At 68.6% G+C, this 24,197-nt stretch carries 21 protein-coding genes and 3 pseudogenes; 13 read left to right on the top strand and 11 right to left on the bottom strand.

The window, feature by feature from the left end:
* Positions 1-45: 45 nt before the first annotated feature.
* Positions 46-201, bottom strand: a pseudogene (locus ACZ7LV_RS37570) (NAD-dependent formate dehydrogenase); the annotation flags it as partial.
* A 163-nt stretch (positions 202-364) separates the two neighbouring features.
* On the bottom strand, positions 365-847 hold the full coding sequence (locus tag ACZ7LV_RS37565) for a molybdopterin-dependent oxidoreductase (protein WP_471945853.1): 483 nt from the start codon (positions 845-847) through the stop codon (positions 365-367).
* A 224-nt stretch (positions 848-1,071) separates the two neighbouring features.
* Here ACZ7LV_RS37565 and modA point away from each other — a divergent pair, with 224 nt between their 5' ends.
* The 3 genes from modA to ACZ7LV_RS37550 are packed head-to-tail and all read left to right on the top strand — an operon-like array spanning position 1,072 to position 3,847.
* Complete coding sequence (gene modA / locus ACZ7LV_RS37560) at positions 1,072-1,905, top strand: molybdate ABC transporter substrate-binding protein (protein ID WP_471945852.1); 834 nt, start codon at positions 1,072-1,074, stop codon at positions 1,903-1,905.
* Positions 1,902-2,762: a molybdate ABC transporter permease subunit gene (gene modB / locus ACZ7LV_RS37555; RefSeq protein WP_471945851.1), complete on the top strand. Its 861-nt coding sequence runs from the start codon at positions 1,902-1,904 to the stop codon at positions 2,760-2,762. Before modA ends, modB begins: the two co-directional genes overlap by 4 nt.
* Positions 2,759-3,847 carry an ABC transporter ATP-binding protein gene (locus ACZ7LV_RS37550; RefSeq protein WP_471945850.1) on the top strand — a complete coding sequence of 363 codons (1,089 nt, stop codon included), beginning with the start codon at positions 2,759-2,761 and terminating at the stop codon, positions 3,845-3,847. Before modB ends, ACZ7LV_RS37550 begins: the two co-directional genes overlap by 4 nt.
* A 43-nt stretch (positions 3,848-3,890) precedes the next feature.
* Here ACZ7LV_RS37550 and ACZ7LV_RS37545 read toward each other — a convergent pair whose 3' ends face one another.
* Positions 3,891-4,778 carry an NAD(P)H-binding protein gene (locus ACZ7LV_RS37545; protein ID WP_471945849.1) on the bottom strand — a complete coding sequence of 296 codons (888 nt, stop codon included), beginning with the start codon at positions 4,776-4,778 and terminating at the stop codon, positions 3,891-3,893.
* Positions 4,779-4,832: 54 nt separating this feature from the next.
* Here ACZ7LV_RS37545 and ACZ7LV_RS37540 point away from each other — a divergent pair, with 54 nt between their 5' ends.
* Positions 4,833-5,429 (top strand): TetR/AcrR family transcriptional regulator, encoded by a 597-nt coding sequence (locus ACZ7LV_RS37540; protein ID WP_471945848.1) that lies wholly within the window; start codon positions 4,833-4,835, stop codon positions 5,427-5,429.
* A 37-nt stretch (positions 5,430-5,466) separates the two neighbouring features.
* Here the strand turns inward: ACZ7LV_RS37540 and ACZ7LV_RS37535 are convergent, their stop codons facing one another.
* Positions 5,467-6,627 carry a PP2C family protein-serine/threonine phosphatase gene (locus ACZ7LV_RS37535; RefSeq protein WP_471945847.1) on the bottom strand — a complete coding sequence of 387 codons (1,161 nt, stop codon included), beginning with the start codon at positions 6,625-6,627 and terminating at the stop codon, positions 5,467-5,469.
* Between the two features lie 373 nt (positions 6,628-7,000).
* Between ACZ7LV_RS37535 and ACZ7LV_RS37530 the strand changes: the two genes are divergently transcribed.
* From ACZ7LV_RS37530 to ACZ7LV_RS37520, 3 genes are all read left to right on the top strand, one after another.
* Entirely contained in the window at positions 7,001-9,496 is a 2,496-nt protein-coding gene (locus ACZ7LV_RS37530; protein ID WP_471945846.1) for a molybdopterin oxidoreductase family protein, read from the top strand.
* Positions 9,493-9,996 (top strand): hypothetical protein, encoded by a 504-nt coding sequence (locus ACZ7LV_RS37525; RefSeq protein WP_471945845.1) that lies wholly within the window; start codon positions 9,493-9,495, stop codon positions 9,994-9,996. Before ACZ7LV_RS37530 ends, ACZ7LV_RS37525 begins: the two co-directional genes overlap by 4 nt.
* Positions 9,997-10,107: 111 nt before the next feature.
* Complete coding sequence (locus tag ACZ7LV_RS37520) at positions 10,108-10,434, top strand: plasmid stabilization protein (protein WP_471945844.1); 327 nt, start codon at positions 10,108-10,110, stop codon at positions 10,432-10,434.
* Between the two features lie 225 nt (positions 10,435-10,659).
* On the opposite strand, the gene ACZ7LV_RS37515 is transcribed toward ACZ7LV_RS37520, so the two are convergent.
* Entirely contained in the window at positions 10,660-13,191 is a 2,532-nt protein-coding gene (locus ACZ7LV_RS37515) for an alkaline phosphatase D family protein (RefSeq protein ID WP_471945843.1), read from the bottom strand.
* A gap of 499 nt (positions 13,192-13,690) precedes the next feature.
* On the opposite strand from ACZ7LV_RS37515, the gene ACZ7LV_RS37510 reads away from it, so the two are divergent.
* Positions 13,691-14,821: a tyrosine-type recombinase/integrase gene (locus tag ACZ7LV_RS37510; RefSeq protein ID WP_471945842.1), complete on the top strand. Its 1,131-nt coding sequence runs from the start codon at positions 13,691-13,693 to the stop codon at positions 14,819-14,821.
* A 151-nt stretch (positions 14,822-14,972) separates the two neighbouring features.
* Here the strand turns inward: ACZ7LV_RS37510 and ACZ7LV_RS37505 are convergent.
* A pseudogene (locus tag ACZ7LV_RS37505) lies at positions 14,973-15,197 on the bottom strand (ISAzo13 family transposase); the annotation flags it as partial.
* A 124-nt stretch (positions 15,198-15,321) separates the two neighbouring features.
* Positions 15,322-17,472, bottom strand: coding sequence for an acyltransferase family protein (locus tag ACZ7LV_RS37500; RefSeq protein WP_471945841.1), 2,151 nt, complete (start codon positions 17,470-17,472; stop codon positions 15,322-15,324).
* 289 nt (positions 17,473-17,761) lie between these two features.
* Between ACZ7LV_RS37500 and ACZ7LV_RS37495 the strand changes: the two genes are divergently transcribed.
* The 3 genes and pseudogenes from ACZ7LV_RS37495 to ACZ7LV_RS37485 all read left to right on the top strand — a co-directional run.
* Complete coding sequence (locus tag ACZ7LV_RS37495) at positions 17,762-18,508, top strand: RNA polymerase sigma factor (RefSeq protein ID WP_471945840.1); 747 nt, start codon at positions 17,762-17,764, stop codon at positions 18,506-18,508.
* Between the two features lie 20 nt (positions 18,509-18,528).
* Positions 18,529-19,473: a CU044_5270 family protein gene (locus tag ACZ7LV_RS37490; RefSeq protein ID WP_471945839.1), complete on the top strand. Its 945-nt coding sequence runs from the start codon at positions 18,529-18,531 to the stop codon at positions 19,471-19,473.
* 414 nt (positions 19,474-19,887) lie between these two features.
* A pseudogene (locus tag ACZ7LV_RS37485) lies at positions 19,888-20,142 on the top strand (helix-turn-helix domain-containing protein); the annotation flags it as partial.
* A 34-nt stretch (positions 20,143-20,176) separates the two neighbouring features.
* On the opposite strand, the gene ACZ7LV_RS37480 reads toward ACZ7LV_RS37485, so the two are convergent.
* Together ACZ7LV_RS37480 and ACZ7LV_RS37475 are read right to left on the bottom strand one after the other, a co-directional pair.
* Positions 20,177-20,305 (bottom strand): hypothetical protein, encoded by a 129-nt coding sequence (locus ACZ7LV_RS37480; RefSeq protein WP_471945838.1) that lies wholly within the window; start codon positions 20,303-20,305, stop codon positions 20,177-20,179.
* A gap of 39 nt (positions 20,306-20,344) precedes the next feature.
* Positions 20,345-20,515, bottom strand: coding sequence for a hypothetical protein (locus tag ACZ7LV_RS37475; RefSeq protein WP_471945837.1), 171 nt, complete (start codon positions 20,513-20,515; stop codon positions 20,345-20,347).
* 350 nt (positions 20,516-20,865) lie between these two features.
* Between ACZ7LV_RS37475 and ACZ7LV_RS37470 the strand changes: the two genes are divergently transcribed.
* Entirely contained in the window at positions 20,866-22,464 is a 1,599-nt protein-coding gene (locus ACZ7LV_RS37470) for an ISL3 family transposase (protein WP_471945836.1), read from the top strand.
* A 381-nt stretch (positions 22,465-22,845) separates the two neighbouring features.
* On the opposite strand, the gene ACZ7LV_RS37465 is transcribed toward ACZ7LV_RS37470, so the two are convergent.
* Together ACZ7LV_RS37465 and ACZ7LV_RS37460 are read right to left on the bottom strand one after the other, a co-directional pair.
* Complete coding sequence (locus ACZ7LV_RS37465; protein ID WP_471945835.1) at positions 22,846-23,112, bottom strand: hypothetical protein; 267 nt, start codon at positions 23,110-23,112, stop codon at positions 22,846-22,848.
* A 152-nt stretch (positions 23,113-23,264) separates the two neighbouring features.
* The gene (locus ACZ7LV_RS37460) at positions 23,265-23,837 is read right to left on the bottom strand and encodes a transposase family protein (RefSeq protein WP_471945834.1); all 573 of its coding nucleotides are present in this window, start codon (positions 23,835-23,837) and stop codon (positions 23,265-23,267) included.
* 239 nt (positions 23,838-24,076) lie between these two features.
* Here ACZ7LV_RS37460 and ACZ7LV_RS37455 point away from each other — a divergent pair.
* Positions 24,077-24,197: transposase (locus ACZ7LV_RS37455; protein WP_471945896.1), on the top strand; the 121-nt coding region annotated here is incomplete at its 3' end.

Here is a 24,197-nt window from a genome sequence, read left to right as displayed (position 1 = left end):
CTTCGACCGACTCGCGGGCAGGAGGCGGCCGGTGGCCTCCGTGACTCAGGTGGTGACCGAGTAGGAGTGCGCGCCGGTTCCGGCGAGAGCGCCCCCGTCGACGATCAGGTACTCGTCGCGGATCGGACGGCCCGCGAACCAGCACTCCAGGATCTCGCGGGTGCCGGCCGCGTAGCGGGCCCGCGCGGCCGGGGAGGAGCCGACGGCGACTTCGGCGCCGGATCGCCCGGTCCGGCAGCCTCCAGTGCGGCGGCGATCGCGGACGGGGCCTCCCGCGCGAGGTGCTGGACGACCAGGACACCGGCCGGCTCGGCCCGACTCACCGGGCGCTCCCTCCCGTTGCCGGGCGGGGGGCAGCCCGGTCTCACGCCCACGAGGTGTAGCCGCCGTCGACGCGTATGGCGTTGATCCCGCTGATGTGCCGGGCGCCGCAGCGGTCCTGCGGCAGGACGAGTTGGGGACCGGCGCCGTCGAGTGCGGTGTCGTCGACGGTGGCCGCGAGCAGGACGGGGGCACGGCCGAAGTCGGGGTCGATCTCCGCCCAGGACAGCAGGACGTGGTGGCCGTCCGAACCGGAGACCGCGATCAGGAAGCGCAAGCGGTCCTTGCGGCGGGCGGGGTCGAATCCGGGGCCGAAGTCGGCGAGCACGTCGTGCAGCAGGGGGCCGGTGAAGCGGTGATGCTGGATCCCGCTGGTGGCGCACTCGAAACTGACCTCGGCCTCGTGCTGCGGCCAGGTGAGCAGGTCGGACACGGTCAAGCGGGCCGGACGCGTCAGATCGCCGGTGAGGACGACTTCCGCCGCCGCGCCCACCGCCGTGCCGGCGGCTGTGCAGGCCTGAGTCACTGGCTACCACCTCCTTGAGGACCGTACCCGGACCCACGTGCCGTACAAACGCACATGCCACCCCTGGCGATCACTATGGCGGCTCATGCGAAGCCACAGTAGGCTTTCTCCTCGCATCTGCGGCAGTATGGTCAGCGCATGCCCACCTACCGGACCGGGGGCGCCCGGTGGACGGAGGACCGCAGGTGATCGTGTCCGTCAGGGCCAGAGGGAGTGGACTCGTGATGACCCGTACCGCGCGCCGGAACCGCCGGATTCCGCAGTGGGCCGGCGCAGGCGCCGCCGCGCTGCTGGCCCTGAGCGCCTGCTCGTCCTCCGACGACTCCTCTTCGACCGGCTCGGGCTCCTCCGCGTCCGCCTCGTCCTCTTCTGCGGACCAGGTCTCCGGCACGGTGACCGTCTTCGCCGCGGCCTCGCTGAAGGAGAGCTTCGAGAAGCTGGGCGAGCAGTTCGAGCAGCAGCACCCGGGCACGAAGGTCACCTTCAGCTTCGGCGGCAGCGACTCCCTGGCCGCGAGCATCACCGGCGGAGCCCCGGCGGACGTGTTCGCCTCCGCCAGCCCCAAGACCATGAAGATCGTCACGGATGCCGGGGACGCCGCCGGAACCCCCGCGACCTTCGTGCGCAACCAGCTGGAGATCGCGACCCTGCCCGGCAACCCCGACAAAGTCGGCTCCCTCAAGGACCTCACGAACCCGGACCTGAAGGTCGTGCTGTGCGACGAGGCGGTGCCGTGCGGCGCCGCCGCGCAGAAGGCGCTCGACGCGAGCAAGCTGAAGCTGACGCCGGTCTCCTACGAGGAGGACGTCAAGTCCGCCCTGAACAAGGTGGTGCTGAAGGAGGCGGACGCGGCGGTCGTCTACAAGACCGATGTGCAGGCGGCCGGTGACAAGGTGGAGGGCGTGGAATTCCCCGAGTCCGCCGACGCCGTCAACGACTACCCCATCGCCCTGCTCGAGGACGCCCCCAACGCCGCCGCCGCGAAGGCGTTCATCGCGCTCGTGCAGTCCCCCGAGGGCCGGCGGGTGCTGACCGAGGCCGGGTTCCTCGAGCCGTGACCCCGACCGACAGGACCGATGCCGCGACCGGCACCCCGCGGGGCGGGCCGCGGCCTCGGCGGGCCCGGACGGGTGAGGGTCGCGGCGTGCCGCTGCCTCTCCTGCTGCCCGCGCTGATCGGCCTGGCCTTCCTGGTCGTGCCGCTGATCGCCCTGCTGGTCCGGACGCCGTGGCACAGCCTGCCCGAGCTGCTGACCAGCGCCGAGGTCTGGCAGGCACTGCGGCTGTCCCTGGTCTGCGCCACCGCCGCCACCGCGGTGAGCCTGGTCCTCGGTGTGCCGCTCGCCTGGCTGCTGGCCCGCGTCGAGTTCCCCGGCCGGGGGCTGGTGCGGGCGCTCGTCACACTCCCTCTCGTCCTGCCGCCGGTGGTCGGCGGTGTGGCGCTGCTGATGGCGCTCGGCCGCAACGGCGTCGTCGGGAGGTGGCTGGACGCGTGGTTCGGGATCACGTTGCCGTTCACCACGACGGGGGTCGTGGTCGCGGAGGCGTTCGTGGCCATGCCGTTCCTCGTCATCAGCGTCGAGGGCACCCTGCGTGCCGCCGATCCGCGCTACGAGGAGGCGGCCGCCACGCTGGGTGCCTCCCGCTTCACCGCCTTCCGCCGCGTCACGCTGCCCCTGATCGCTCCGGGCATCGCGGCCGGCGCGGTCCTGGCCTGGGCGCGCGCGCTCGGCGAGTTCGGCGCGACCATCACGTTCGCCGGCAACTTCCCCGGACGGACCCAGACCATGCCGCTGGCCGTGTACCTGGCCCTGCAGAGCGACCCGGAGGCCGCCATCGCCCTCAGTCTGGTCCTGCTGGCCGTGTCCATCACGGTGCTGGCCGCGCTGCGCGACCGATGGGTGGCAGCGGGATGACGGGGATCCACGACGTCGTTCGCGAGGTCCGCACCGAAGTCTCCGAGGACGGGCTGGATGCCCGCCTCGTCGTCGAGCGCGGTACGTTCCGCCTCGACGTGGCGCTGAGCGTCGCGCCCGGCGAGGTGGTCGCCCTGCTCGGCCCGAACGGCGCCGGAAAGACCACGGCCCTGCGCGCGCTCGCGGGGCTGACGCCGCTCAGCGGCGGCCATCTGCGCCTGGACGGGGTGGCGTTGGAGCGCACCCCGCCCGAGTCCCGGCCCGTCGGCGTCGTCTTCCAGGACTACCTCCTCTTCCCCCACCTCACCGCACTGGACAACGTGGCCTTCGGCCCTCGCTGCCAGGGCGCCACCAAGGCGGAGGCCCGCGCGTGGGCTGCCGAGTGGCTCGACCGTCTGGGCCTCGCGGAGCACGTCGGCGCCAAACCGCGCAGACTGTCCGGCGGCCAGGCCCAGCGCGTCGCCCTGGCCCGCGCGCTGGCCACCCGCCCACGCCTGCTGCTCCTCGACGAGCCGCTGGCGGCGCTGGACGCCCGTACCCGCCTGGAGGTCCGCGCTCAACTGAGGCGGCACCTGGTGGAGTTCGAGGCCGTCGCGGTCCTTGTGACGCACGATCCGCTGGACGCGATGGTGCTGGCGGACCGGCTGGTCGTCGTCGAGGACGGCCGGATCGTCCAGGAGGGCGGCCCGGCCGACATCGCCCGGCATCCCCGGACCGACTACATCGCCCAGTTGGTCGGCCTGAACCTCTACCGGGGCGAGGCCGACGGCCACACCGTCCGTCTCGACGCGGGCCCGCCCGTGACCACCACGGAGGCCCTGACCGGACCGGTCTACGTCGCCTTCCCTCCCAGCGCGGTCACCCTCTTCCGCGACCGCCCGACCGGCTCCAGCGCCCGCAACCTCTGGCGCTGCGAAGTCGGCGGCATGGAGACCCACGGCGACCAGATCCGCGCCGTCCTCGGCGGCGAACTCCCCCTCGCCGCCGACCTGACCGCGGTCGCCGCCGCGGAACTCGACCTGCGGCCGGGCGCGGAGGTCTGGGCGACGGTGAAGGCGGCACAGACACACGCCTATCCGGTCTGAGCGGGCGCCCCCGAGGGAACGTACTCGGAGCACGGTCCGCGCGTTACGACCCCTCCGTGAACGCGGCGGCGTGGTCGGCGGCCCACTGGTGAAACGTCCGCGGCGCCGTCCCGAGGATGTCGGCCACCGCGGTGGTGAGGTATGCGGGCTGTCCGACCGCCGCGCGCCACGCGGCGAGCAGCATGTCGACGACCGACCTGGGCGCCGCGCCCTCCGCAAGGCTTTGGAACTCGTCCGGCGCCATCTCCTCGAATGCGATCCGGCGCCCCAGGGCGTCTCCGATGACGCCCACCTGCGCGGCCTGGGTCAGCGACTCAGGGCCCGTCAGCACGTAGTCGCCTGCGGCATGTCCGTCCTGACAGAGCATCCGCGCCGCGACGGCTGCGACGTCCCGGTCGTCGACCGGTGCCGTCTCGGCAGCGCCGTAAGGCCACCGGACTACTTCGCGAGCCCGGATCGCGGGTGCCCACCAGGCCAGCGCGTTCGACGCGAGCATCCCGGGTCTGATGACCGTCGACTTGAGTCCGGTGGCCGCGATGAGCCGCTCGATGTCGGCATGCAGCGCCGCCATGGGGTTCGGCTGCTGGAACAAGGGGTGCGGCGTCCGGTGCGGGGAGGAGAGGAGGACGACGTGCCGCACGTGGGCTGCCAGCCGCTCGACGACGGCCGCGGCGGTCCGCGGCGGGGCGGTCCAGACGAGGAAGACCGCATCGACGCCTCGCAATGCCGGGTCGAGCGACTCGGGCACGGTGAGGTCGCCGGTGAAGACCTCGACCTTCGCCGGCAGCGCCGCCACCGCCTCGGAGCGACGGGTGAGGGCACGGACCGGCACGCCCGCGTCAAGGAGCCGCCCGGTGACGAGGCGGCCGATCCGGCCCGTCGCCCCGGTGACGAGCACAGGAGGAATGTCTTTCTTGTTCACGCCACCCATGGAAACGTTACTCGGTTAAAAAAGCAACTCGGTTACGAATGTTACTGTGGTCAGATGAGCGAGCCGACGGGACTGCGGGCCCGCAAGAAGGAGCGGACGCGCGACGCCATCAGCGACGCGGCCGTCTCGCTGTTCCTGGAGCACGGTTTCGACCGTGTCTCGGTCAACGACGTCGCCGCGGCGGCCGAGATCTCCAAGCCGACCCTCTTCCGGTACTTCCCCACCAAGGAAGACCTGGTGCTGCACCGGTTCGCGGACCATCAGGGCGAGGCGGCACGCGTCGTGCGGGACCGCGGGCCCGGCATCGCGCCGGTGACGGCGCTGCACCGGCACTTCAGGGCCGGCCTCGATCGGTACGACCCCGTCACCGGCCTCAATGATCACCCCGAGGTGGTGGCGTTCCATCGGCTGGTGTTCACCACACCGAGCCTGGCGGGACGGCTCACGCGGTACCGCCTCGAGGACGAGGAGGCACTGGCGGACGCTCTCGGCGAAGGCATCCAGGCCCGCCTGCGAGCCGCCCAGGTACTCGCGGTCCAGCGGGTGCTCGCCCGGACCAACTGGCAGAGGATCGCCGACGGTCGAACCGCCCACGACGTCCACCCCGAGGCACTCGCCGACGCCGACCTGGCATTCGGCCAACTGCGGTGACAGGCGACCCTCCCGGCCGCAGAGGACTCCGTGGCCGTCAGCCGACCCGTCCGTGGGCTGGCGCCGAGTCCTGCCCGGCGACCGCCAGGCGGCGGATCGCGACCACGGCCGCGTCGTCGTCGAGGTGGCCGTGGACGTGGGCCAGCAGGTCGTGCTGGAGACGGCGCAGCAGTTCGTCGGGGTCCTCGGTGGTCCACTCCCCCAGCCGTTCGGTGAACGGGTAGAAGACGCCGTCGGCGTTGCGCGCCTCGATGACACCGTCGGTGTGGAGGAGGAGCAGGTCTCCGGCCTCGAAGGGGAAGGTCTGCACGGCGTAGGAGGTGGCCCCGAAGGCCCCACCGAGCCCGATCGGAAGGTTGCTCTCCTCGCCGGTGAGGGCGGTGAGCCGATTCCCCCGGAGCCGGAGCGGCGGGGGGTGGCCGCAGGAGATGAGGTGGACGACCGGTTCCTCGTCGGGGATGTCGAGCAGGAGCGCGGTGGCGAAGTCCTCGTCGGTGTCCTCCGCCGTCTGCGCACGCCACTGGCTGCTGTCCCAGCGGAACGCGCCGTCCAGGTGGACGGCGAGACGCGGCAGCGGGGCCTGACGGTGCGCGGCGGCGCGGAACGCGCCCAGCAGCAGGGCGGCGTGGTCGATCGCCGCCAGGCCGTTGCCGCGCACGTCGCCGATGAGGAGCCGCGTGCTGTGGTGGGCGGTGCGTGCGGCCGCGTACAGGTCTCCGCCCAGCTCGGCCTCCTCCTCGGCGGGGAGGTACAGGCCCGCGATCCGCAGTGGCCCGGCGCGCGCGGGCAGCGGCCGCAGCAGGACGCTCTGCGCCGCCTCGGCCACGGACCGCACAAGGTGCAGCTGTCGCTCGCGCCGGTCCCGCAGGACGCAGACGACGACGCAGACGCTGGAGACGACGATCAGCGCGGCGATCTGGGCCTGGATGTTCGCAGTGGTCAGGACCCCTCTGAGGACACCGATCAGCACCTGGGCCGCCACCGCCAGCGCGCCCATCAGGGCCGTGACGCGGGCGCCGGCGAACGCCACCGTGATGGCGGGGGCCGCCACCAGCAGGGGACCGAGGTGGATGTGGGGCGGAGCCAGCACGTCCACGACACAGACCGTGACGATCAGCCCGAGCGGGATGACGACCAGGGCGGGTGCGTAACCCGGCCGCCAGGAACCGCGCCAGTCCAGCCATGGTCGTCGGGCCATGCCCCAAGCCTTCCACCTACCCCCGCGTAGCGGAGGCCGCGGCCCACCGTGGCGCGCCCCTGACGTTCTCGCGCGTGACCTTCACCGAGGCAGGGTCGATGCTGCGAAAAGAGGCGTTCCGGCCGGGCCGCTCGCCCCGACGAGATGACAGGCCGTGACCGCCCAGGGGGGCGACGCGCGCCTGAAGTGACGGCCGGTGATGACGAGATCATGGCTGGCGAGATCCGTGACCTGATCGAGGCCGCCGCCCCGGGTACGGCCGTCGCGCTCGTGCTTGCTCAGTCCTGGGAGGGCGACGTTAGAGGGCAGTGGCAGAGGGTACCGATGACGCGCGATGTGCCGGGTCGTCCGGGAGTCGGGGCAGGAGGCACGTATGAGCGCGTCGGTGGATCGGATCGCGCAGCCGTGGGGCAGCCGTACTCCGTACGGCCGGGACGAGCCATGGCCCGACCGCGTCGACACCTTCCTGGACCAGGGCGTCGATCCGGAGGCGGTGCAGCGGTGGGTGCAGACCGCCTCGATCCTGCACTCGGACGGGGACGCGATGGACATCGCCGTCCTGGACGGGCGGATGGTGGGCGTCCGAGGCCGTGCCACGGACCGGGTCAACCACGGCCGGCTGGGCCCGAAAGACCTGTTCGGATGGCAGGCGAACGCGTCCCCGGACCGGCTCACCAGACCGCTCGTCCGGCAGGACGGGCGTCTCGTTGAATGCGACTGGGACACCGCGATGCAGCGCGTCGTTGCAGGCTCACGGGAACTGCTCGACGAAAGGGGTCCCGGCTCGATCGGTTTCTACACCACCGGGCAGCTGTTCCTGGAGGAGTACTACACGCTCGCCGTGCTGGCCCGGGCCGGAATCGGCACCAACCACCTGGACGGGAACACCCGACTGTGCACGTCCACCGCCGCCGAGGCGCTGAAGGAGTCCTTCGGCTGTGACGGACAGCCCGGCAGCTACGACGACATCGACCACGCCGACGTGATCGCGCTGTTCGGGCACAACGTCGCCGAGACACAGCCTGTCCAGTGGATGCGGATCCTGGACAGGCTGGACGGCGACGCCCCTCCCCGCCTGCTGTGCGTCGATCCCCGCCCCACGCCGGTGGCCCGCAGAGCGACCGTGCATCTGGCTCCGCGGACCGGTACCAACCTCGCGCTGCTCAACGCGCTCCTCCACGAGATCATCCGTAACGACCACGTCGATCACGACTACATCGCGGCCCATACCGTCGGCTTCGAGGAACTCGTCTCCCGGGTGCAGGAGTGCACACCCCGGTGGGCTGCGGACATCTGTGACGTGCCGGCCGCGCGGATCGGCCAGGCCGCCGAACTCCTCGGCACGACCGACCGGCTGCTGTCGACGGTGCTCCAGGGGATCTACCAGTCCCACCAGGCCACGGCCGCGGCCGTACAGGTCAACAACCTGCATCTGATCCGCGGGATGCTCGGGCGACCTGGTGCCGGAGTGCTCCAGATGAACGGCCAGCCCACGGCGCAGAACACCCGTGAGTGCGGAGCCGACGGCGACCTGCCAGGATTTCGCAACTGGCAGAACGACAGCCACGTCGCCGATCTCGCCCGCGTCTGGAACGTCGCACCCGAGACGATTCCGCACTACGCCCCGCCCACGCACGCCATGCAGATGTTCCGCTACGCCGAACAGGGCTCCCTGCGCATGCTCTGGATCAGCGGCACCAATCCCGCGGTCTCCTTGCCAGAGCTGTCCCGCGTCCGCTCGATCCTCGCGCAGGAGAGCCTGTTCGTCGTCGTGCAGGACCTGTTCCTCACCGAGACCGCCCGCTTCGCCGACGTCGTGCTGCCGGCCGCGACCTGGGGCGAGAAGACCGGCACGTTCACCAACGCCGACCGCACGGTCCACCTCTCCGACAAGGCCGTCGACCCGCCCGGCGAGGCCAGGCCGGACCTGGACATCTTCCTGGACTACGCCGCCCGCATGGACTTCCGCGACAAGGACGGCGCCCCACTGATCAAGTGGCACGACCCGGAGTCCGCGTTCGCGGCATGGAAAGAGTGCAGCGCCGGCCGCCCGTGCGACTACACCGGCCTCACCTACGCCAGACTGCGCGGGGGAAGCGGGATCCAGTGGCCGTGCACCCCTCAGGCTCCGCACGGCACAGAACGCCTCTACACCGACGGCATCAGCTGGGCCCACCCGGACGTCTGCGAAAGCTACGGCAAGGATTTGGTGACCGGCGCGGCGGACGAGGTCGTCGACTACCGCTCCCGCAACCCCGACGGCAAGGCCATGATCAAAGCGGCCGGCTACCTGCCACCGCACGAAGCACCCGACGACGACCACCCGTTCCAGCTGACCACCGGCCGTACCCTCTACCACTTCCACACCCGCACCAAGACCGCGCGGGCACCGCAGTTGAACGAGGCCGCCCCCGACGTGTGGGTGGAAGCCTCCTCCTTGGACGCCGACAGGCTCGGCCTCGAGGAAGGGGACCTGGTCGAGGTGACGACCCGCCGCGGTGCGGTACGAGGGCGCCTGCGCCTGACCGACATCCGACCTGGCCTGCTGTTCCTCCCGTTCCACTACGGCTATTGGGACACCAGTGCCGGCCGCGGTCCGAATGACGGGACACCCGGCCGCGCCGCGAACGAGACGACCGTCACCGACTGGGACCCGGCCTCCAAGCAACCACTGTTCAAGACCGCGACAGCAGCCCTGCGCCGCGTGGAACGTGGCGCCGGCCGCGCAGCGCCGGCGCCGAGCACCACCGCGTCCGCTCCCGCCCGCACCGACGCCGCGGCGGTGACCACGGGCGGCCCGGCCGCCATGGTCACCGAGTCGATCGGCACCACGCAACGCGGACACGGCCGTACGGAGGGGGCCAAGTGAACGGCTCCGACCTCATCCTCCGCGCTCTCCACCGCGGCGAAATCTGGCTGGCCAGGGAACTCGCGTCGGCGGCAGAACGCCATCGCACCGACCACGAGGTCCACCACGTCGCCCTCGACCTCGCCGGTTGGTCCCGCGAGCACGCACGGCGCCTGGCCGACATCGGCGAGATCGGCGACACGCCTCACGTGCATGCCGGCGGCGGCGTCGCGGGGGAATCCCCCTCGGATCTGATGCCGGCGCCGGCAGAGCCGTCGGCCGAGGCACAGGGACATCGTCCCGAGCCCGGCCTGCTGCTCCTGCGCGATCTTCGGGACCTGCACCTGCGCGCGGCACAGAACTCCCTCTACTGGGAGATGCTCGCCCAGGTCGCCCAGGCCACTCGGGACAACACAATGCTGGCCTTGGTTTCCGCCTGCCATCCCCGGACGCTCCGGCAGATGCGGTGGACCAACACCATGATCAAGAATCTGGCCCCGCAGATCCTGACGAGTCTGTGACTCCAGAAGTCCGCTACATCACCAGGCAGCAGGCTCCGCATGCCTTACAGGAGTGTGGGAACACGCGGTGATTGAGCAGACGATCTGGTTCGAGCGGCAAAGGAGAGCGTCATGCCGGCAGGTTCCAGTCCCAAGCGGGAGCGTCAGTACGAGCACATCAGGGAAGGCGCGCAGGAGCGGGGTGCGTCCCCCAAGCGCGCCAAGGAGATCGCTGCGCGCACGGTCAACAAGGAACGTGCCAGGTCAGGGGAGTCTCAAAGCGCGAGCAAGACCTCCACACGTGACAAGAAGTCCGCGTCCCAGCGCGGCGGCGAGCGTTCCCACAGCGGCGCCCAAGGGCCTACACGGGACCAGCTCTACGAAGAGGCCAAGAAGAAGAACGTCGAAGGGCGCTCGTCGATGAACAAGGAGCAGTTGCGCAAAGCACTGAACCGCTGACCCCGCAGCGCGGTGACTCGAACTCCGGGCCGCCTGAACCTCCGGTACGGCACCGCTGTCGAGGCCCGAGCCGCATCGCACCACGGCGCATCCGGTCGGCTCACGGCCCGGGTCTGAGCGATCTGCGGTGCCGAGTGGGCCGCGGATCGCGCGAACCACTCGTCGAGACCGGATGTGTGGTGCCGTCCGACGGGCGGCGCGCGCCGCCTCGCCGGACGGAGCCCGTCAGAGCGTGTTCAGCACGGCGAAGGGATCGAGCGCGGTCCGGTTGTCGACCGCTGTGATCCGGCGGCGCAGGGTGTAGTCCGCGCCGGGCTGGATCGTCACCTGTCGCTGGGTCATCGCCCAGATGTCACAGGCGTACGCGGTGAACGCCTGGTCCTCGTAGATGAGACCGTACGTCTGGCTGTCGGAACCGGTCATGCCGATCCAGGGGCCCTCCGGCAGGTAGTCGGCAGGCGCACCGCTCGTGATGGTGCCGTGGCCGGGGACACCACTGCGCTGCCCCGCCCCGTCGTGGTCGATCACGTCGCCGATCCACAGGGTGCGGTCCACCGTGCCGCGGTTGGTGAAGACGCTCTCGGCGGTGATCCAGCGCTCGCCCTCGCGGACGGAGAAGTCGGTGACGACCGAGACGTCCGGGAAGGCGGTGCTGGCGCCGGTGGCCCTGATGCGGGCTTCGGCGCCGGTCGAGGAGACGACCTCGACGGAGGTCGAGCGCACCGTGCGCTGCTGCCAGGCGCCCGTGCCGCGCGGCTGACTCGCGGACGCGTACGGCAGGTTGAGCCAGTCGATCTGGTCCAGGTGGCCGACGGCGGCCATGTCGCGTGGCTTGCCAAGGGTGACGGGGGTCAGCTGTGAGTCCTCGGAGCCGGCCGAGATCGCCAGGGCGAGGTGGTCGTTGGAGATCACCAGGTCGGAGGTGAGGCCTTCGGCCACGGGGCCGGGAATGGTGGTTCCCGTGCCGGCCCGTGCCCGTGCGCGGTCCGCCCGCAAGGTGACGCGGGTCTGCGTGCCGTCCTGAACGGTGGCTGAGACGCCGACGGGGTCGTAGCCGACTCCGTCGGCCTGCACGGTGTAGACGCCGGGGACGGCGAAGGCGAGGAACTCGCCGTCGGCGCCGGTCGTGCTCGTCACGATGGCCTTGCCGGTCGAGTCCAGCACCCGCACGCGCATGTTGGCGAGGGGCGTTCCTGTCCGGCTGTCGGTCAGACGGCCGGACAGGCCGTCGCCGACTCCGTCGAGACGCCGGGCGCCGGGGACGCCGTCGAGTACCTCGAACGCGGCGATCGTGTACGCAGGAGAGCCCGCGTCGCCCGCGTTCAGCACGATCCGGAGGTCGGCACGCCAGCGCTTCGGCGTGATGTCGCAGATCACATAGCCGCGGTAGGTGCCGTTGTAGAACTTCACGTGCGGGTTGGCCGCAAGACCCGCCCGCACGTCGGCGTCCCAGCCGGCACCCGAGGAGATGGAGGTGCCGACGAACTCGGTCGCGACGGTGCGGGACGTCGCGTCGTCGAAGTCCTTCTTGAGGTCGTTCACCCAGTGGGTGTGCCAGTCGCCGCTGAGCACCACCGGGTTCTCGGGGCGCTTGCGGTCAAGGAAGTCCAGGATCCGGGAGCGGGCGGCGGGGTAGCCGTCCCACTGGTCGAGGTTGACGATCTCGGACGGCCCCAGGTCGTAGTCGAACGCGGCCATGATGGTCTGCTGGGCGATGACGTTCCACTGCGCGCCGGACCGGCCCAGGCCCCTGAGCAGCCACTGCTCCTGCTCCGGACCGGTGAGGGTGGCCGCCGGGTCGCCGGCCGCGTCGCAGGGTGTCTTCCGGCCGTCGCCGCAGGGCTGGTCGGTGCGGTACTGGCGGGTGTCGAGGATGCTGAACTCGGCGAGCCGCCCGAAGGCGAACCTGCGGTACATCAGCGCGTCGGGGCCCTGCGGCTTCTGCTTCCGCCGCAGCGGCAGGTGCTCGTAGTACGCCTGGTAGCCGTTGGCGCGACGCTCCAGGAACGGCCGTCCGTCACCGGCGCCGCCCGGGACGTCGCCCGCGTAGTTGTTCTGGACCTCGTGGTCGTCCCAGGTCACGAAGAAGGGGAAGCGGGCGTGCGCGTCGCGCAGTTCGGGGGCCGTCTTGTACTTGGCGTGCAGCCGCCGGAACTCCGTCAGGCTGCCGTCGGTCGTCTCGTAGATGTAGTCGCCCAGGTGCATGACGAAGTCGAGGTCCTGCTCGGCCAGATCGCGGTACGCCGCGTAGTGGCCGCCGACCCAGCTCTGGCAGGACACGAAGGCGAAGCGCAGATGATCGGTCCTGGCCCCGGCGGCCGGCAGGGTTCGCGTACGGCCGGTGCGGCTGTACACGCCGTTCACCTCGAACCGGTACCAGTACCAGTGGTCGGCCTTCAGGCCACCCGCCACGACGTGGACGCTGTGCGCGGACTCAGGTAGAGCGGTGGCCTGCCCCTCGTCGACGACGTGACGGAACTCCTCGTCCTTGGCCAACTCCCAGCGCACCTTCACAGGTTCGGGGGCGATTCCGCCGGTCTCCGCGTCGAGCGGGTCGGTGACGAGCCGCGTCCACAGCACGACGCTGTCCTCGTGCGGCTCGCCGGAGGCAACACCGAGCAGGAAGGGAGCGGGGTCGGCCACGGCCGCCGCGGTCCCGGTCTCAGCGGCGGAGGCCGCGCCGCCGGCGAACTGGTCGGCAGCAAGCACACCGAGGGTGGTGCCGCCGGCAGCCGCGAGGAACTTCCGGCGGTCCAAGGGAGCGAATTCTGGTGTATCCATCATGCGCCGAGGGTGGCCGTTTGATACGCCCGGTCGGTTAAGTGATCATGAATGGATTCCGCACGGCAGATCATCCTGTGACGTCACCGGTCGTCTTCCGGCCGGGCGGCGCGCGCCCTTGCGGATCGCGCAGGACAGTGGAGCGAGGGGCGGCGCGCGCCGGGACGCCGGCATCCGGCACGCCCTGGGCGGGGCCGAGGCGCGCCCAGGGCGTTCTCGCACGTGACCTTCGCTGCCGCAAGGTCGATACTGCCGACAGTAGGAGCCCGCTTCGGACCGCCGTGGAACATCACGATCACCAACAGCCTCGAACCCATCTTGACCAGCACAAACACAGGTCGAGGACTCGCCTGCCACACTTCCCAGGAGGTACCCATGAAGATGCTCATCAACGTCCCGTAGTTTGGCGCGGCCGCAGGTCATGACCATGCTTGGAGGTCCTTGGTCAGCAAACTTCCAGCATGAATCAGGAGACGTGTACTTGGCGACCCAACTCGTCCGGGGAATGGGCAGCTTCTTCAAAAGTTGCGTCTGCGCCCGCCAAAGCCGCTGTACACATCCGTACGCCATTCGCTACCGCGATGCAGCCGGGCGGCAGCGCGAGGAGACGGGGTACGCGACACAGCAGGCGGCACTCGACCGGCTGACCACGGTCTACGAGGAAAAGCGGACCACTCCTCGCCTCCAGGCCGAGCTCAAGCGGGAGATCGGCAAGCAACGCTTCGGGCACTACGCCTCCCTCTGGCTCACCCGCCAGCGTCACTACACGCCCGGCAGCGTGCGCACCGTCAACCAGATACTCACCCGACAGATTCTGCCCGCCCTCGAGTCTCGGCGGATCAACACGTTCACGACGACGGTGGTCGACGACTTCATCATGTCCATGGAAGAACGTTCCGTCGGGCCGGCAGCGCAACAGAATGCGTTCGACACCCTCAAGAAGATCCTTCTCGATGCGCGACGGCGGGGCGGTATCAGCGAGGACCCGTTCGAGGGTGTCATCCCGCCGGAGTACATCCCTCGAAAAATCACCATCCCGACCTTGGAGGAAATCCGTTCCCTCAAGGCCGCTGGCAGTGACGGTCTCGGGCTGGTCATCGACCTCATGTCGGGATGCGGTCTCCGCAACGGTGAGGCGTACGCGGCCAATCTGGACCGGATGGTCGCCGACGACGTCTATCGGATCACTGAGCAGATCGAGGGCAAAACTCGCGAACGGGCCCCTCTCAAACATCGGAAGCCCGGAGAGTTCCGAGAAACTCCAATGCCATCGACCGTCCGAGACACGCTGCTCCGCCATGCGAAGGAACACGGCACCGACACGAACGGCTACCTCCTTCGAACCCAGCGCTCCCCTTACTGGGCCCACACAACGCTCGAACACCAATGGGGCGCCGCCAAGAAGCGCGCAGGTATCACCAGGAGGCTCACCACCTACTCATTGCGCCACTTCTTCGCATCAAACTGTCTGTCCAGAGGAATACCCATCACAGACGTCGCAGAATGGATGGGTCATAAGAACATCAACATGACATTCAAGATCTACCGGCACTTGATGCCTGCATCGATCGGCCGGGCGGCAAAGCTGCTGAACCAAGGATTGTGACAGGAGGGGGGCGGGTTGGGTACCCCCGCCCCCTCATTGAGGTCTTTCAGCGTTGCCGCTGCAGGGTGAGGATGGCCGCGGCGATTGACGTTATTCGATTCGGGCTGCATCGGGAGCAGCGGAAGCTGCGCCAGGACTTCAGGCGTGCGATGCCGCGCTCGTCCGGCTCGACCAGCGCCAGCGTTGCCGGCCGCAGTCCCGGATCGAGATCTGCGACTCTCTTGCGACCTCCGCCCGGCCGCCGCACCCGCCCCAGGGGCTCCTCGCCGCCCTCCAACTCGAACAAGCCCTTGCGGACCGTGGTCTCACTCACCGAGGCCGCCCGCGCGACGGCCCGAACACCACCGTGTCCCAGGACACGGGCCTCTGCGGCCATGAGTAGCTGTCGCTGCCGCTCACCCAAATGCGACGTCGATGAGGCGAGCGTCGTCGAGGCGGTGCAGGACGGCCTCGAGCAGACGGCGTCCACCTGCGCCGACGGGCGTAGCCTGCCGCTTGCCTCAGCCGATGAGCCCTGTGAGCTTCAGTTCCCTCTCCAGCAACGGAGTCAGCGCTGCCGCGTACGATTCCGCCACATGGCTCTCGTCGCGGTAAACGAACGTGTCGCCCACGACGAGCGGGCAGCGGCCGCCCAGGATGCAGAACCAAGGCATAGGGTCCAGCAGAGAAGCCCTGGTCTGCCGGGCCGCCTTGCGGCTCGCCTCCCTGAGCACCGGGTTCTTTACGGCCCTCCGGCGGCTGTGCTCGCAGGTCGACAGGTCCAGTGGACGGCTCGATGCGCATTCCACTGCGTCGGTACGGGGCCACGGATTGTCGAGGAGTACGAGAAGGTGTTTGGAATAGCGGGCCAATTGCTGGTAGACGCGTTCGTACCCCGCCTGCCACTCTCTCGCTGGCTCCATCATCCGCTGGGCCGGGGTGGCAGCCTCGGACGAAGAGGTCACGACCAGTTGCGGCTGCAACTGCTCTATTCGATTCAGGGCGTCCTCACGCCACCTCTCGCATGCCCGGTAGGGGTGGTTCTGGACGACGATCATCACGTCGGCGGTCTTGCACGACGACTTCGTCAACGACACAAGTTTCCACCCGTGCCGGAGACTGAGGCTCTCCAGCGCGGGGAACCACTGTGCGGCATGGGAGTCACCGAAGAGGACGACTACCTTCTTGGAGGTCCTGTCTCCGTAGACGCACCTGGGCGACTTCTCTCCGGCGTAGCCGACGTGGCAACCCTCGCGATAGGCGGCCGAACGCTGCTTCTTTATCTCGGTGAGCCGAGGTGACAGGTTGCGGGGCAGGCTCGCCCCCGCCCCAGCGACGAGTTTCTCCAATTCAGCACTGGGATCGGCGGCCGTCGCAAGTGTCCTGTTCAGTTCCGGGGCCCGCGCGGTCGAACTAATTGGTGGTGGGAAGCACGAAGCGACCAGGGAACCCGCTACGAGGGTCGCCGTCAGGCCAAGGCCGAGGGTGAGGGCGACGGTCGGCCGGCGGCGGAGGGAGGGGCGATGCCGGATCGGGTTTTCAACCAGGTGCAAGGTGATCCAGGCTAGAAGCAGTGCGACTAGGGCCAGCAAGAGGGAGAGGTGCGGTGTGGCTGTGCGGTTCAGAGCAGAGGGGCCGAGCATGAGCACGGGCCAATGCCATAGATACCAACCGTAGGAGATGCCCCCCACCCAGGTCGCCAGCGGCAGGGAAAGCAAGCGTGACGCAAGTGACTGGGACGTACCGCAGCCACCCGCGATGACGAGGACCGCTCCAGCCACGGGCAGCAGCGCGTGGTACCCGGGGAAGGGAGTGTGTTCGTCGTACAGCAGGACGGAGGCAAGGATCCCAACCAGACCGAGCCAGCTAGCGGCTTCGGTCAGATGGCGCGGAACGCGAGCGAGCGCTGAGGTGGCGAAGGCGAGCAAGCTTCCGGCGCCCAGTTCCCAGAGCCGTGTGTGCGGCCCGAAGTACGACCACGACGGTGATGTCTCAGTCATCCCAACGGACAGGGCGAGGGAGATCAGACACAGCACGCCCAAGGGCAGCGCCTTCAGCCAGGGCCGTCGAAAATACTTCCAGCTCACCAGTAGGAGCAGCGGCCACAGGATGTAGAACTGTTCCTCCACCGACAGCGACCAGAAGTGCTGGAAGGGCGATGGGCTGGCACCTTCGCGAAGGTAGTCGGTTCCGGAAGTCGCCAGGTCGACGTTCATGAGATGGAGTGCGCCAGACAGCGCGTCGTTCGTGAACTCGATGAAACGGATCTTGGAAGCGAAGAACCAGCAGCCGGCCATCGTGGCGACGGCCACCAGGGTGGCCAGCGGCAGGATGCGCAGCACTCGCCGTGCATAGAAGCGTCGCAGCGACACAGATTGCGAGCTCTCTGTCTCCCTTAGCAAGCCCCCAGTGATCAGAAATCCGGAAATGACAAAGAAGACGTCAACGCCGATGTAGCCGCCGCTGACGAAGGGCATCTCGGCGTGCGCGAGCACGACGAGTGTGACAGCCAAAGCGCGTAGTCCCTGGATGTCCTTGCGCAGCGTTGGTTGCGGTGAGACGGCTGCGCGGTGGAACCGTGGCTCGCGTTCTGGGGCTGATGGGCGACCGGGCTGCAGGATCGAGTCACGTTGCTGATCGGCGTGCGAGGTGATGAGGGAGCGGTGGGTCACACTCTCATCTGTCCGTTGCGTCGCGTCGGTCCTTGTGAGAGCGGCCACAAGGCTGCGATCTCCCCGGTCATCGGACCCGCCGAACCCGCCATGCCTGGTGTCACGATCGAGCTAGGGATCTAGACACCACGCGGTGATCAGGCGCGCGGTTAGATTGGACACTGCGTCCAACACCTCGTCCCGTAGGCTGTGAACCGTTCGCTCACGCGACCTCCCGCCCCTTGGGAATACCTCCCGAAGGAACTGATGTCGCTAGCGGCCTCCCCTTCCCCGGAACGAAAAGCCGAAAGTGACCACGGTCACCGAGACCACTCACGGCGCGCGGACAGGACAAGACATGGAAAACTCCCTACGCACCCGCATCAGGGCAGGAGACGAAGAAGCCTTCGCGCAACTGTTCCGCGCGCACGCTGCGGCCGTGTACAGCTACGCCGCACGTCTCACCGGCGATCGCAACACTGCGGAGGACGCCGTATCGCTGACCTTCCTAGAAGCCTGGCGGCTGCGCCAGAAACTTCTCCCGGATACGGAATGGCCGGGCCGTACGGCCGGTCCCCCCAAGGACGGCAGCAGTGTTCAAGGTTCGGCAGACGAAAGCCTGCGTCCATGGATCTTCGGTATCGCCACCAATGTGCTGCGCAACATGCAGAGAGCTGCCCGGCGTCATAGCGCAGCAATAAACCGTCTGCCTCGTCAGGCACCTCAAGATGACTTCTCCGATGACCTGGTGGCCCGCATCGAGGACGCGGAACGACTGGATGCGGCCCGTACGGCTCTTGACCAACTGCGAAAGCGTGAACGCGAGGTCTTCGCCCTGTGCGTGTGGTCTGATCTGAGCTATGCGGAGGCCGCAGCTGCCCTCGACGTGCCGGTCAGCACCATCCGGTCGAGGCTCGCACGTGCCCGGCAGCGCCTGCGACGGCTGGCCGATAAGGAACTGCGCCAAGGCTCTGTGAGCCGTAATGAGGGGAAAGCGAGACCTTCCGCACCGAGCGGACAGGTGGGCAGCACCGACGCGGCCCGGCTGGCACAGTGAAAGGCACAGGAGAAGCACCGATGAATTCAGCCGAACGTGAAGAACTGACCAGGCTTCTGCCCAGCCCCGCGGACCCGATGCTCACGCCCGGCCGCAAGCTCGAGCTAGAGGCGCACTTCGTGCAGGAAATCGCCCGCCAGTCGGCCGCGCAGGCAGGCTCACAGAGCCCCGGCGCACACGAGCATCTCGGCGGCCTACCGTTTCCGTTCCGCGGCCGACGCGGGTTTGGACTGACGGCGTTGCCGTTGGGCCTGGCCGCGGCCGTCGTCGTCGGGGCAGTCGTAGCGTCAGAACTCAGCGCGGGCCAAGAAGCGCCGCAGAGGAACGAGGAGGCGATCGTCATGCTGAACCGCATCGCTACAGTCGCCGCGTCGCAGGAAACAACGCCGGTCCGTGATGACCAATACATCTTCACTCAGGTGCAGGGTACTCAGCAGATCATGGATGATGGCGAGGACATCTTTCGCCGGTCGGACTGGCATTCTGCGGACGGCAATCGACGCGGTTTGGCAAGAATCACAGTCCTCTCCGGCCCGTCCGGGAAGGGCACCAGGGACATGAGCCTGGCTGCCGACCCGGGCGTCACCTCCTACCGCGAGCTTCAGTCCCTGCCGACGGACCCGGACCAGCTGTACGACCTGGTTTGGCAGCAGACAGAGGGCCAGGGGCCGACCCACGAAGACGCGGCACTCGAACACATCGGTTCGATGCTCCCGGGGGCGACTCTCCTTCCCAAACTCGACGCGGCGCTCTATCGCGCGGCGGCCAAAATTCCGGGCGTGACGCTGGTGCAGCACGCCGAGGATGCGGCCGGCCGGCCGGGTATCGGCTTCACTTTCGGCTCCGGGGACAACCGCGACGTCTGGGTCTTCGACCGCAGCAGCCTCGAGTATCTGGGCTCGAACGACGTGGCTCTGCTGAAGACCGGTGTCGTCGACGCACTCGGTGAGGCACCAACCGACTGAGCACTGGCCCGCGGACGAGGGCCATGAGCTCGCTTGCAACCCGTTGTCGGCGTACAGACTTCTCTGGCCCTGGCAAGATTTCCGCGAAACTGGGGTGGGCCACTGTACGCCGGTGACGCTCCGTCACAGGTGACGGCAGTGTCAGCGAGTGTGACTGCTCCGTAGGGATTGTGCCTCCACACCTGGATACGGTGCGAGTGGAACGGGTGTGGGCGGAGGCCGACACTGTGCATATGGCCGCCCGTACCCGTGAGTTGATAGTGGCGTGTCCGGAGTGCGGTCACGCGTTCCGCCCGGGTTCACAGAACCTTTTTCAACCTGCTGTTGCAGTCAGCTAACTGGCTGACAAACGAGTGAAGCCCCCTGGTAGACGGGTGCACGACCAAGATTACTCGTTCCGCCAAAAGGCTTCTCGTGCCTGCCTATCCTTCCGGACTGGACCTGTCCAGTTCACACCTTCGTTTCCGCACCGCCCGCCTCTGTGAGCGCCCTCGTGCGATTGGCAGCCGGTGGCGCCGACTCAGCGCCAGCCGCCAGGCCCTGCTCGCCCTCCCCCACCTGCGCAACGGGCACCCCTATGCCCAACTGGCAGCAGGGTTCGGTATCGGCACGACGACGGCCTACCGCTACATCGCCGAAGCCGTTGGCCTCCTGGCGGCCCTCGCACCCCAGGGTCTCTTGCGTGATCGAGGTCTGTCCGGGTTCATCCGGTGATGCCGAGGGCGGTCAGGGGTCTGCGGCAGTCGCGGGCGGTGTGGCGTAGGGCGGCGGCGATGTTGGTGTGGCCGTCCTGACGGTGGACGCCGATGGCGAGATTGCGCAGGCCGGCCATGACGCGCGGGAGATGCCCGGCATGGATCTTGGAGTCGTCCTATCGGAACGTGCGGTCGCGAACGTGGTGGAGCTGGTTCTCGATCTTCCAGTGGCCTCTGATCCAGTCGGCGAGCTGGGCGCCGGTGGCCGCGCCGGGCGGCAGGCTGGTGACCAGGTAGACGCGTTCGATGGTCAGTTTGCCGTTGGTGAAGTCCTTCCTCCAGCGCACGACTTGCAAAGCCTGTCGGGCGTCGGGGTATTCGATGTGGGCGATGCGGCGGTCTTCAGCCGCCGGATCTCCAGGCGGTGGTGGGCGCGGGTGCGGTCGTGGTGGTCGAGTGTGATCTCGCGCCAGGGCAGGCGGCGGAGGCGGTCGAGCAGTCCGGGATGGTTGGCCTTGACCTGGGCGATGTAGTGGGCACCGCGCCGGCGGAAGTAGGTGCCGTGAGCGTGCTGGGTGTGCAGCGCATCGGCGGTGACGCGTGATGGCGCTCTTTGAATCTGGTTCTGACTGCAGTTCCGTGAATTCCTAGGTCAGCGGCGGCATGCAGGAACGATCCTCTGTGGGACATCCTGTGCATGGGGGTCGAATCGCTCGCTGATGTTCTGTTCTCCGGTTTCGATGTGCGGTTGACGCACGTCACCGAGGCCGCCGCAGGGCTGGTTGTCGAGGCGGTCGCATGCGGGCCGCCACCACGTTGTCCGGGATGCAACTCGCAGGCATCGAGGGTGCATTCGTCGTACGAGCGGTGCCTGGCCGGACTGCCGGTGAACGGCCAGAGCCTGACCGTGCGGTTACGGGTCCGGCGGTTCTTCTGCGACCGCAGCCGGTGTCCAAGGCGGACGTTCGTCGAGCAGGTCGCCAATCTCAGCGAGCGGTACCGCCGCTGCAGCCTCGGACTGAAGCAGTGGCAACACGCGGTCGCCGTCGAGCTCGGTGGCCGTCCCGGCCAACGGCTGTGCCGGCGGCTGCAGCTGAAGGCGGGCCGGACCCGATTGCTGGGCCTGCTCACGGAGCCGGCCGTCCCAGAACGGGCGCCGCGCGTCCTCGGTGTCGACGACTTCGCCTTCCGGAAGGTAAAGCGGTACGGCACGCTGCTGGTCGACGTCGAGTCCGGCCGCGTCGTCGACATCCTGCCCGACCGCGAGTGCGACACCTTCGCCGCCTGGCTCACCGCGCATCCCGGCGCCGAGATCATTTGCAGGGACCGCGCCACCGCTTACAGCAAGGCTGTCAAAGAGGCCGCACCGGACGCCCTGGAGGTCGCCGACCGGTGGCACCTGCTGCAGAACCTCGGTGCAGCCGTGGAGAAGACCTGCCACCAACACCGCTCCTGCCTGCGGAAACACACAGAGGAGGATACCGATGTGCCGGTGTCGGCGACCGTCACGATCACCGAGTTGCCGCCCGCCGAACTGCCCCGCACTCAGATCATCGAGCGGACCCGGGAGCGTTACGCAGACGTCCATCGGCTCGTGACTGCCGGCTGGACCATCAGCGCCATCGCCCGCCGCCTCCACCTGGACCGCAAGACCGTACGCCGCTTCCGCGACACCGACCTCGACGTCCTCCTCGTCTCCGCCCGCGACCGACGTCCCACCGGCGTCCTCGCCCCGTTCAAGGCATACGCCACCGCCCGCCTCACCGACACCGGCGGAAGCGTCACCGCACCCCAGGTTCTCGCTGAGATCCGGGCACAGGGCTACCGTGGCAGCGTCCAGGCCATCCGCAAACACTTCGCCGCCCTCCGCGACGGCACCGCCGAACCTGTGCGCGCCGACATCCCCAGCCCGCGAAGGATCACCTCGTGGATCATGTGCCGTCGCGAAGACCTCGCGCCGAAGGATAACGAGCGACTTCTCCAAGTCCGGCTCGCTTGCCCGGACATCACTCGCGCCTGCGACCTGGCCCGTACTTTCCACGACCTCGTCACACACCGCCGCGGACACATGCTGAAGGACTGGATCCGCCAGGCCGAACAAAACGCCCCCGCACCAGTCCGCGGCTTCGCTGGCTTCCTCCGCCATGACCTCGACGCCGTTACTGCCGGCCTCACCCTCGAATGGAGCTCCGGAGTCGTCGAAGGCAACGTGAACAGAGTGAAAACGATCAAGAGGAGTATGTACAACCGGGCGTCCTTCAGACTCCTCAGAATCCGCATCATCACTCGACCGTGAGCTTCACGGCTTCCAGGCTGAGCTCCATCGAGAGAGCGGTTCGGGCTAGAAAGGAGGCTGCCAACCATGCCAGTTCGGTGCGTGCCCGGGCGGGGGCCAGTGTTCTGAATGACCCGGGTAGGTCCACTGGCGGCCCACCCATTCGCATTCCGGGATCGCGCCTTCCCAGTCGTCGGTGCACCTGTCGGCCCAGGCCTGACCCACCATGACCGGCCGAGTCGCCACACCGGATGCGACCTCCTGTACCCGCACGACCAGACCGAGCCCGTTGGCTCCAGGGTTCCCTCGCGGACCGTAGGACACGTCGATCACCCCGCACTCGTGAGCTTGCAAGAGGAACCGCTCCAGATCAGCGGGCACGCAGCCGGTCAACTCCCTGCCTCAGAGCGATACCTGGGGTCCCCGGACCGCTTCGACCGCGACGCAGAACAACAGGCTGTCAATGAAGTAGGCGTACACGGCAGGTTCCGAAGGCCCTGCACCGAACTCCAGGCCCAGGATCTCCCGAAACGATGGGTCTGCCTGGAACCGACGTAGCTCGATCATGTCCGGTAGCGCTGCGGCAACCTCAGCCATATCCATGCTGAAAGACAGCGGCCCCACGCCTTCCAGGGGCATCAGGTCCCAGGCCGCTCGCGCCGACCCCATCACAGCACTCCCAGGCTCTGCCGCCACCATCTTTCCGCCCGTCCCCGCCCACTGAGCTGGCCCGGTGCCCGGCGCTCGACACCACCCTGGCATTACACCAGACCCAAGATCATTCACGGAAGCGCGGCCAGAACCAAAATTCGAGATCGGCATCAACCGTGCCGGTCAGGTCGACGCTGTCCAGTAGGGGCCGGAAGGCGGGGATCTCGTTGCTCTTGTCGGCGACTTGGCGCTGGGCCAGGACGGCCGGTGTGATCCATCGCGGCGAGCAGGGCGACGTAGGTGGTGGTAGCGGTGCGTGAGCCGCGCAGGGCCTTGCCGTCGACGGCGATCGCACGCAGTCCGGGACCGGCCGGGGTGGCGCGAGTGGTGAGGAAGGCGCCGATCGCCCGGTCCAGGGCGTCACCGTCGAGCTGAACGAGCAGACGGCGCAGGGTGTGGGGGTGCGGGACGGACACCGTGCCGGAGAGAGGGTCGGTGGGGAAGCCGAGAACCCGGCAGGCCCACGCGGGCGCGTCGCTGATCCACTCCGAGATCGCGGTGAGCGAGCGGGCACCGGCCAGGACACTTGCCGCGGCTGCGGCGACCAGGGCGGACAACCGGTAGCGGCGGCCGCGAACGCTTCGCGGGTCGGGCACCAGGTCCAGGAAGCCGGACAGTGTGACCGCGTCCGCAAGCGGGGCCGACGCGGCAGTCCGGCCCAGTTGGGCCAGTGCGGTGGGCATGAGGGAAGATGCAGGAGCAGGCACGGACTCGCCATGTGTTCATGGGACTTCGACACTCACATGATCACTGAGACCGTGCCTGCACCGCGTCCGCCCCCCTGCCCGAACCGGGGCGTTCCCTCCAAGGACGGGCCAGCACGGCACTCCGGACGAAACGCAATCATGCAACAGCCCCTGGGATTAGGCACTGTTTCTCGGATCTCCTGCCGTGAGTGGGGTGTTGGGGGCAGGCTGACTGCATGGGACGTGGAGATCTGACGAACGCGGAGTGGGATCGGCTGGAGTCGTTCTTACCTCGCGGTGGTGCGCGTGGGGGCCGGTGGAGTGATCACCGCCGGGTGATCAACGGGGTGCTGTACC

The sequence above is a fragment of the Streptomyces sp. NPDC107562 genome (genome assembly GCF_055657325.1).
Note: the sequence above shows the minus strand (reverse complement) of the source record. Positions and strands in the feature narration are given on the sequence as shown.

Coding starts and splice junctions, on each gene's coding strand:
- modA (WP_471945852.1), top strand. CDS start 1,072: ATGACCCGTACCGCGCGCCGGAACCGCCGGATTCCGCAGTGGGCCGGC.
- ACZ7LV_RS37550 (WP_471945850.1), top strand. CDS start 2,759: ATGACGGGGATCCACGACGTCGTTCGCGAGGTCCGCACCGAAGTCTCC.
- ACZ7LV_RS37545 (WP_471945849.1), bottom strand. CDS start 4,778: ATGGGTGGCGTGAACAAGAAAGACATTCCTCCTGTGCTCGTCACCGGG.
- ACZ7LV_RS37540 (WP_471945848.1), top strand. CDS start 4,833: ATGAGCGAGCCGACGGGACTGCGGGCCCGCAAGAAGGAGCGGACGCGC.
- ACZ7LV_RS37535 (WP_471945847.1), bottom strand. CDS start 6,627: ATGGCCCGACGACCATGGCTGGACTGGCGCGGTTCCTGGCGGCCGGGT.
- ACZ7LV_RS37530 (WP_471945846.1), top strand. CDS start 7,001: ATGAGCGCGTCGGTGGATCGGATCGCGCAGCCGTGGGGCAGCCGTACT.
- ACZ7LV_RS37520 (WP_471945844.1), top strand. CDS start 10,108: ATGCCGGCAGGTTCCAGTCCCAAGCGGGAGCGTCAGTACGAGCACATC.
- ACZ7LV_RS37490 (WP_471945839.1), top strand. CDS start 18,529: ATGAATTCAGCCGAACGTGAAGAACTGACCAGGCTTCTGCCCAGCCCC.
- ACZ7LV_RS37480 (WP_471945838.1), bottom strand. CDS start 20,305: ATGGCCGGCCTGCGCAATCTCGCCATCGGCGTCCACCGTCAGGACGGC.
- ACZ7LV_RS37470 (WP_471945836.1), top strand. CDS start 20,866: ATGGGGGTCGAATCGCTCGCTGATGTTCTGTTCTCCGGTTTCGATGTG.
- ACZ7LV_RS37465 (WP_471945835.1), bottom strand. CDS start 23,112: ATGGGGTCGGCGCGAGCGGCCTGGGACCTGATGCCCCTGGAAGGCGTG.
- ACZ7LV_RS37460 (WP_471945834.1), bottom strand. CDS start 23,837: ATGCCCACCGCACTGGCCCAACTGGGCCGGACTGCCGCGTCGGCCCCG.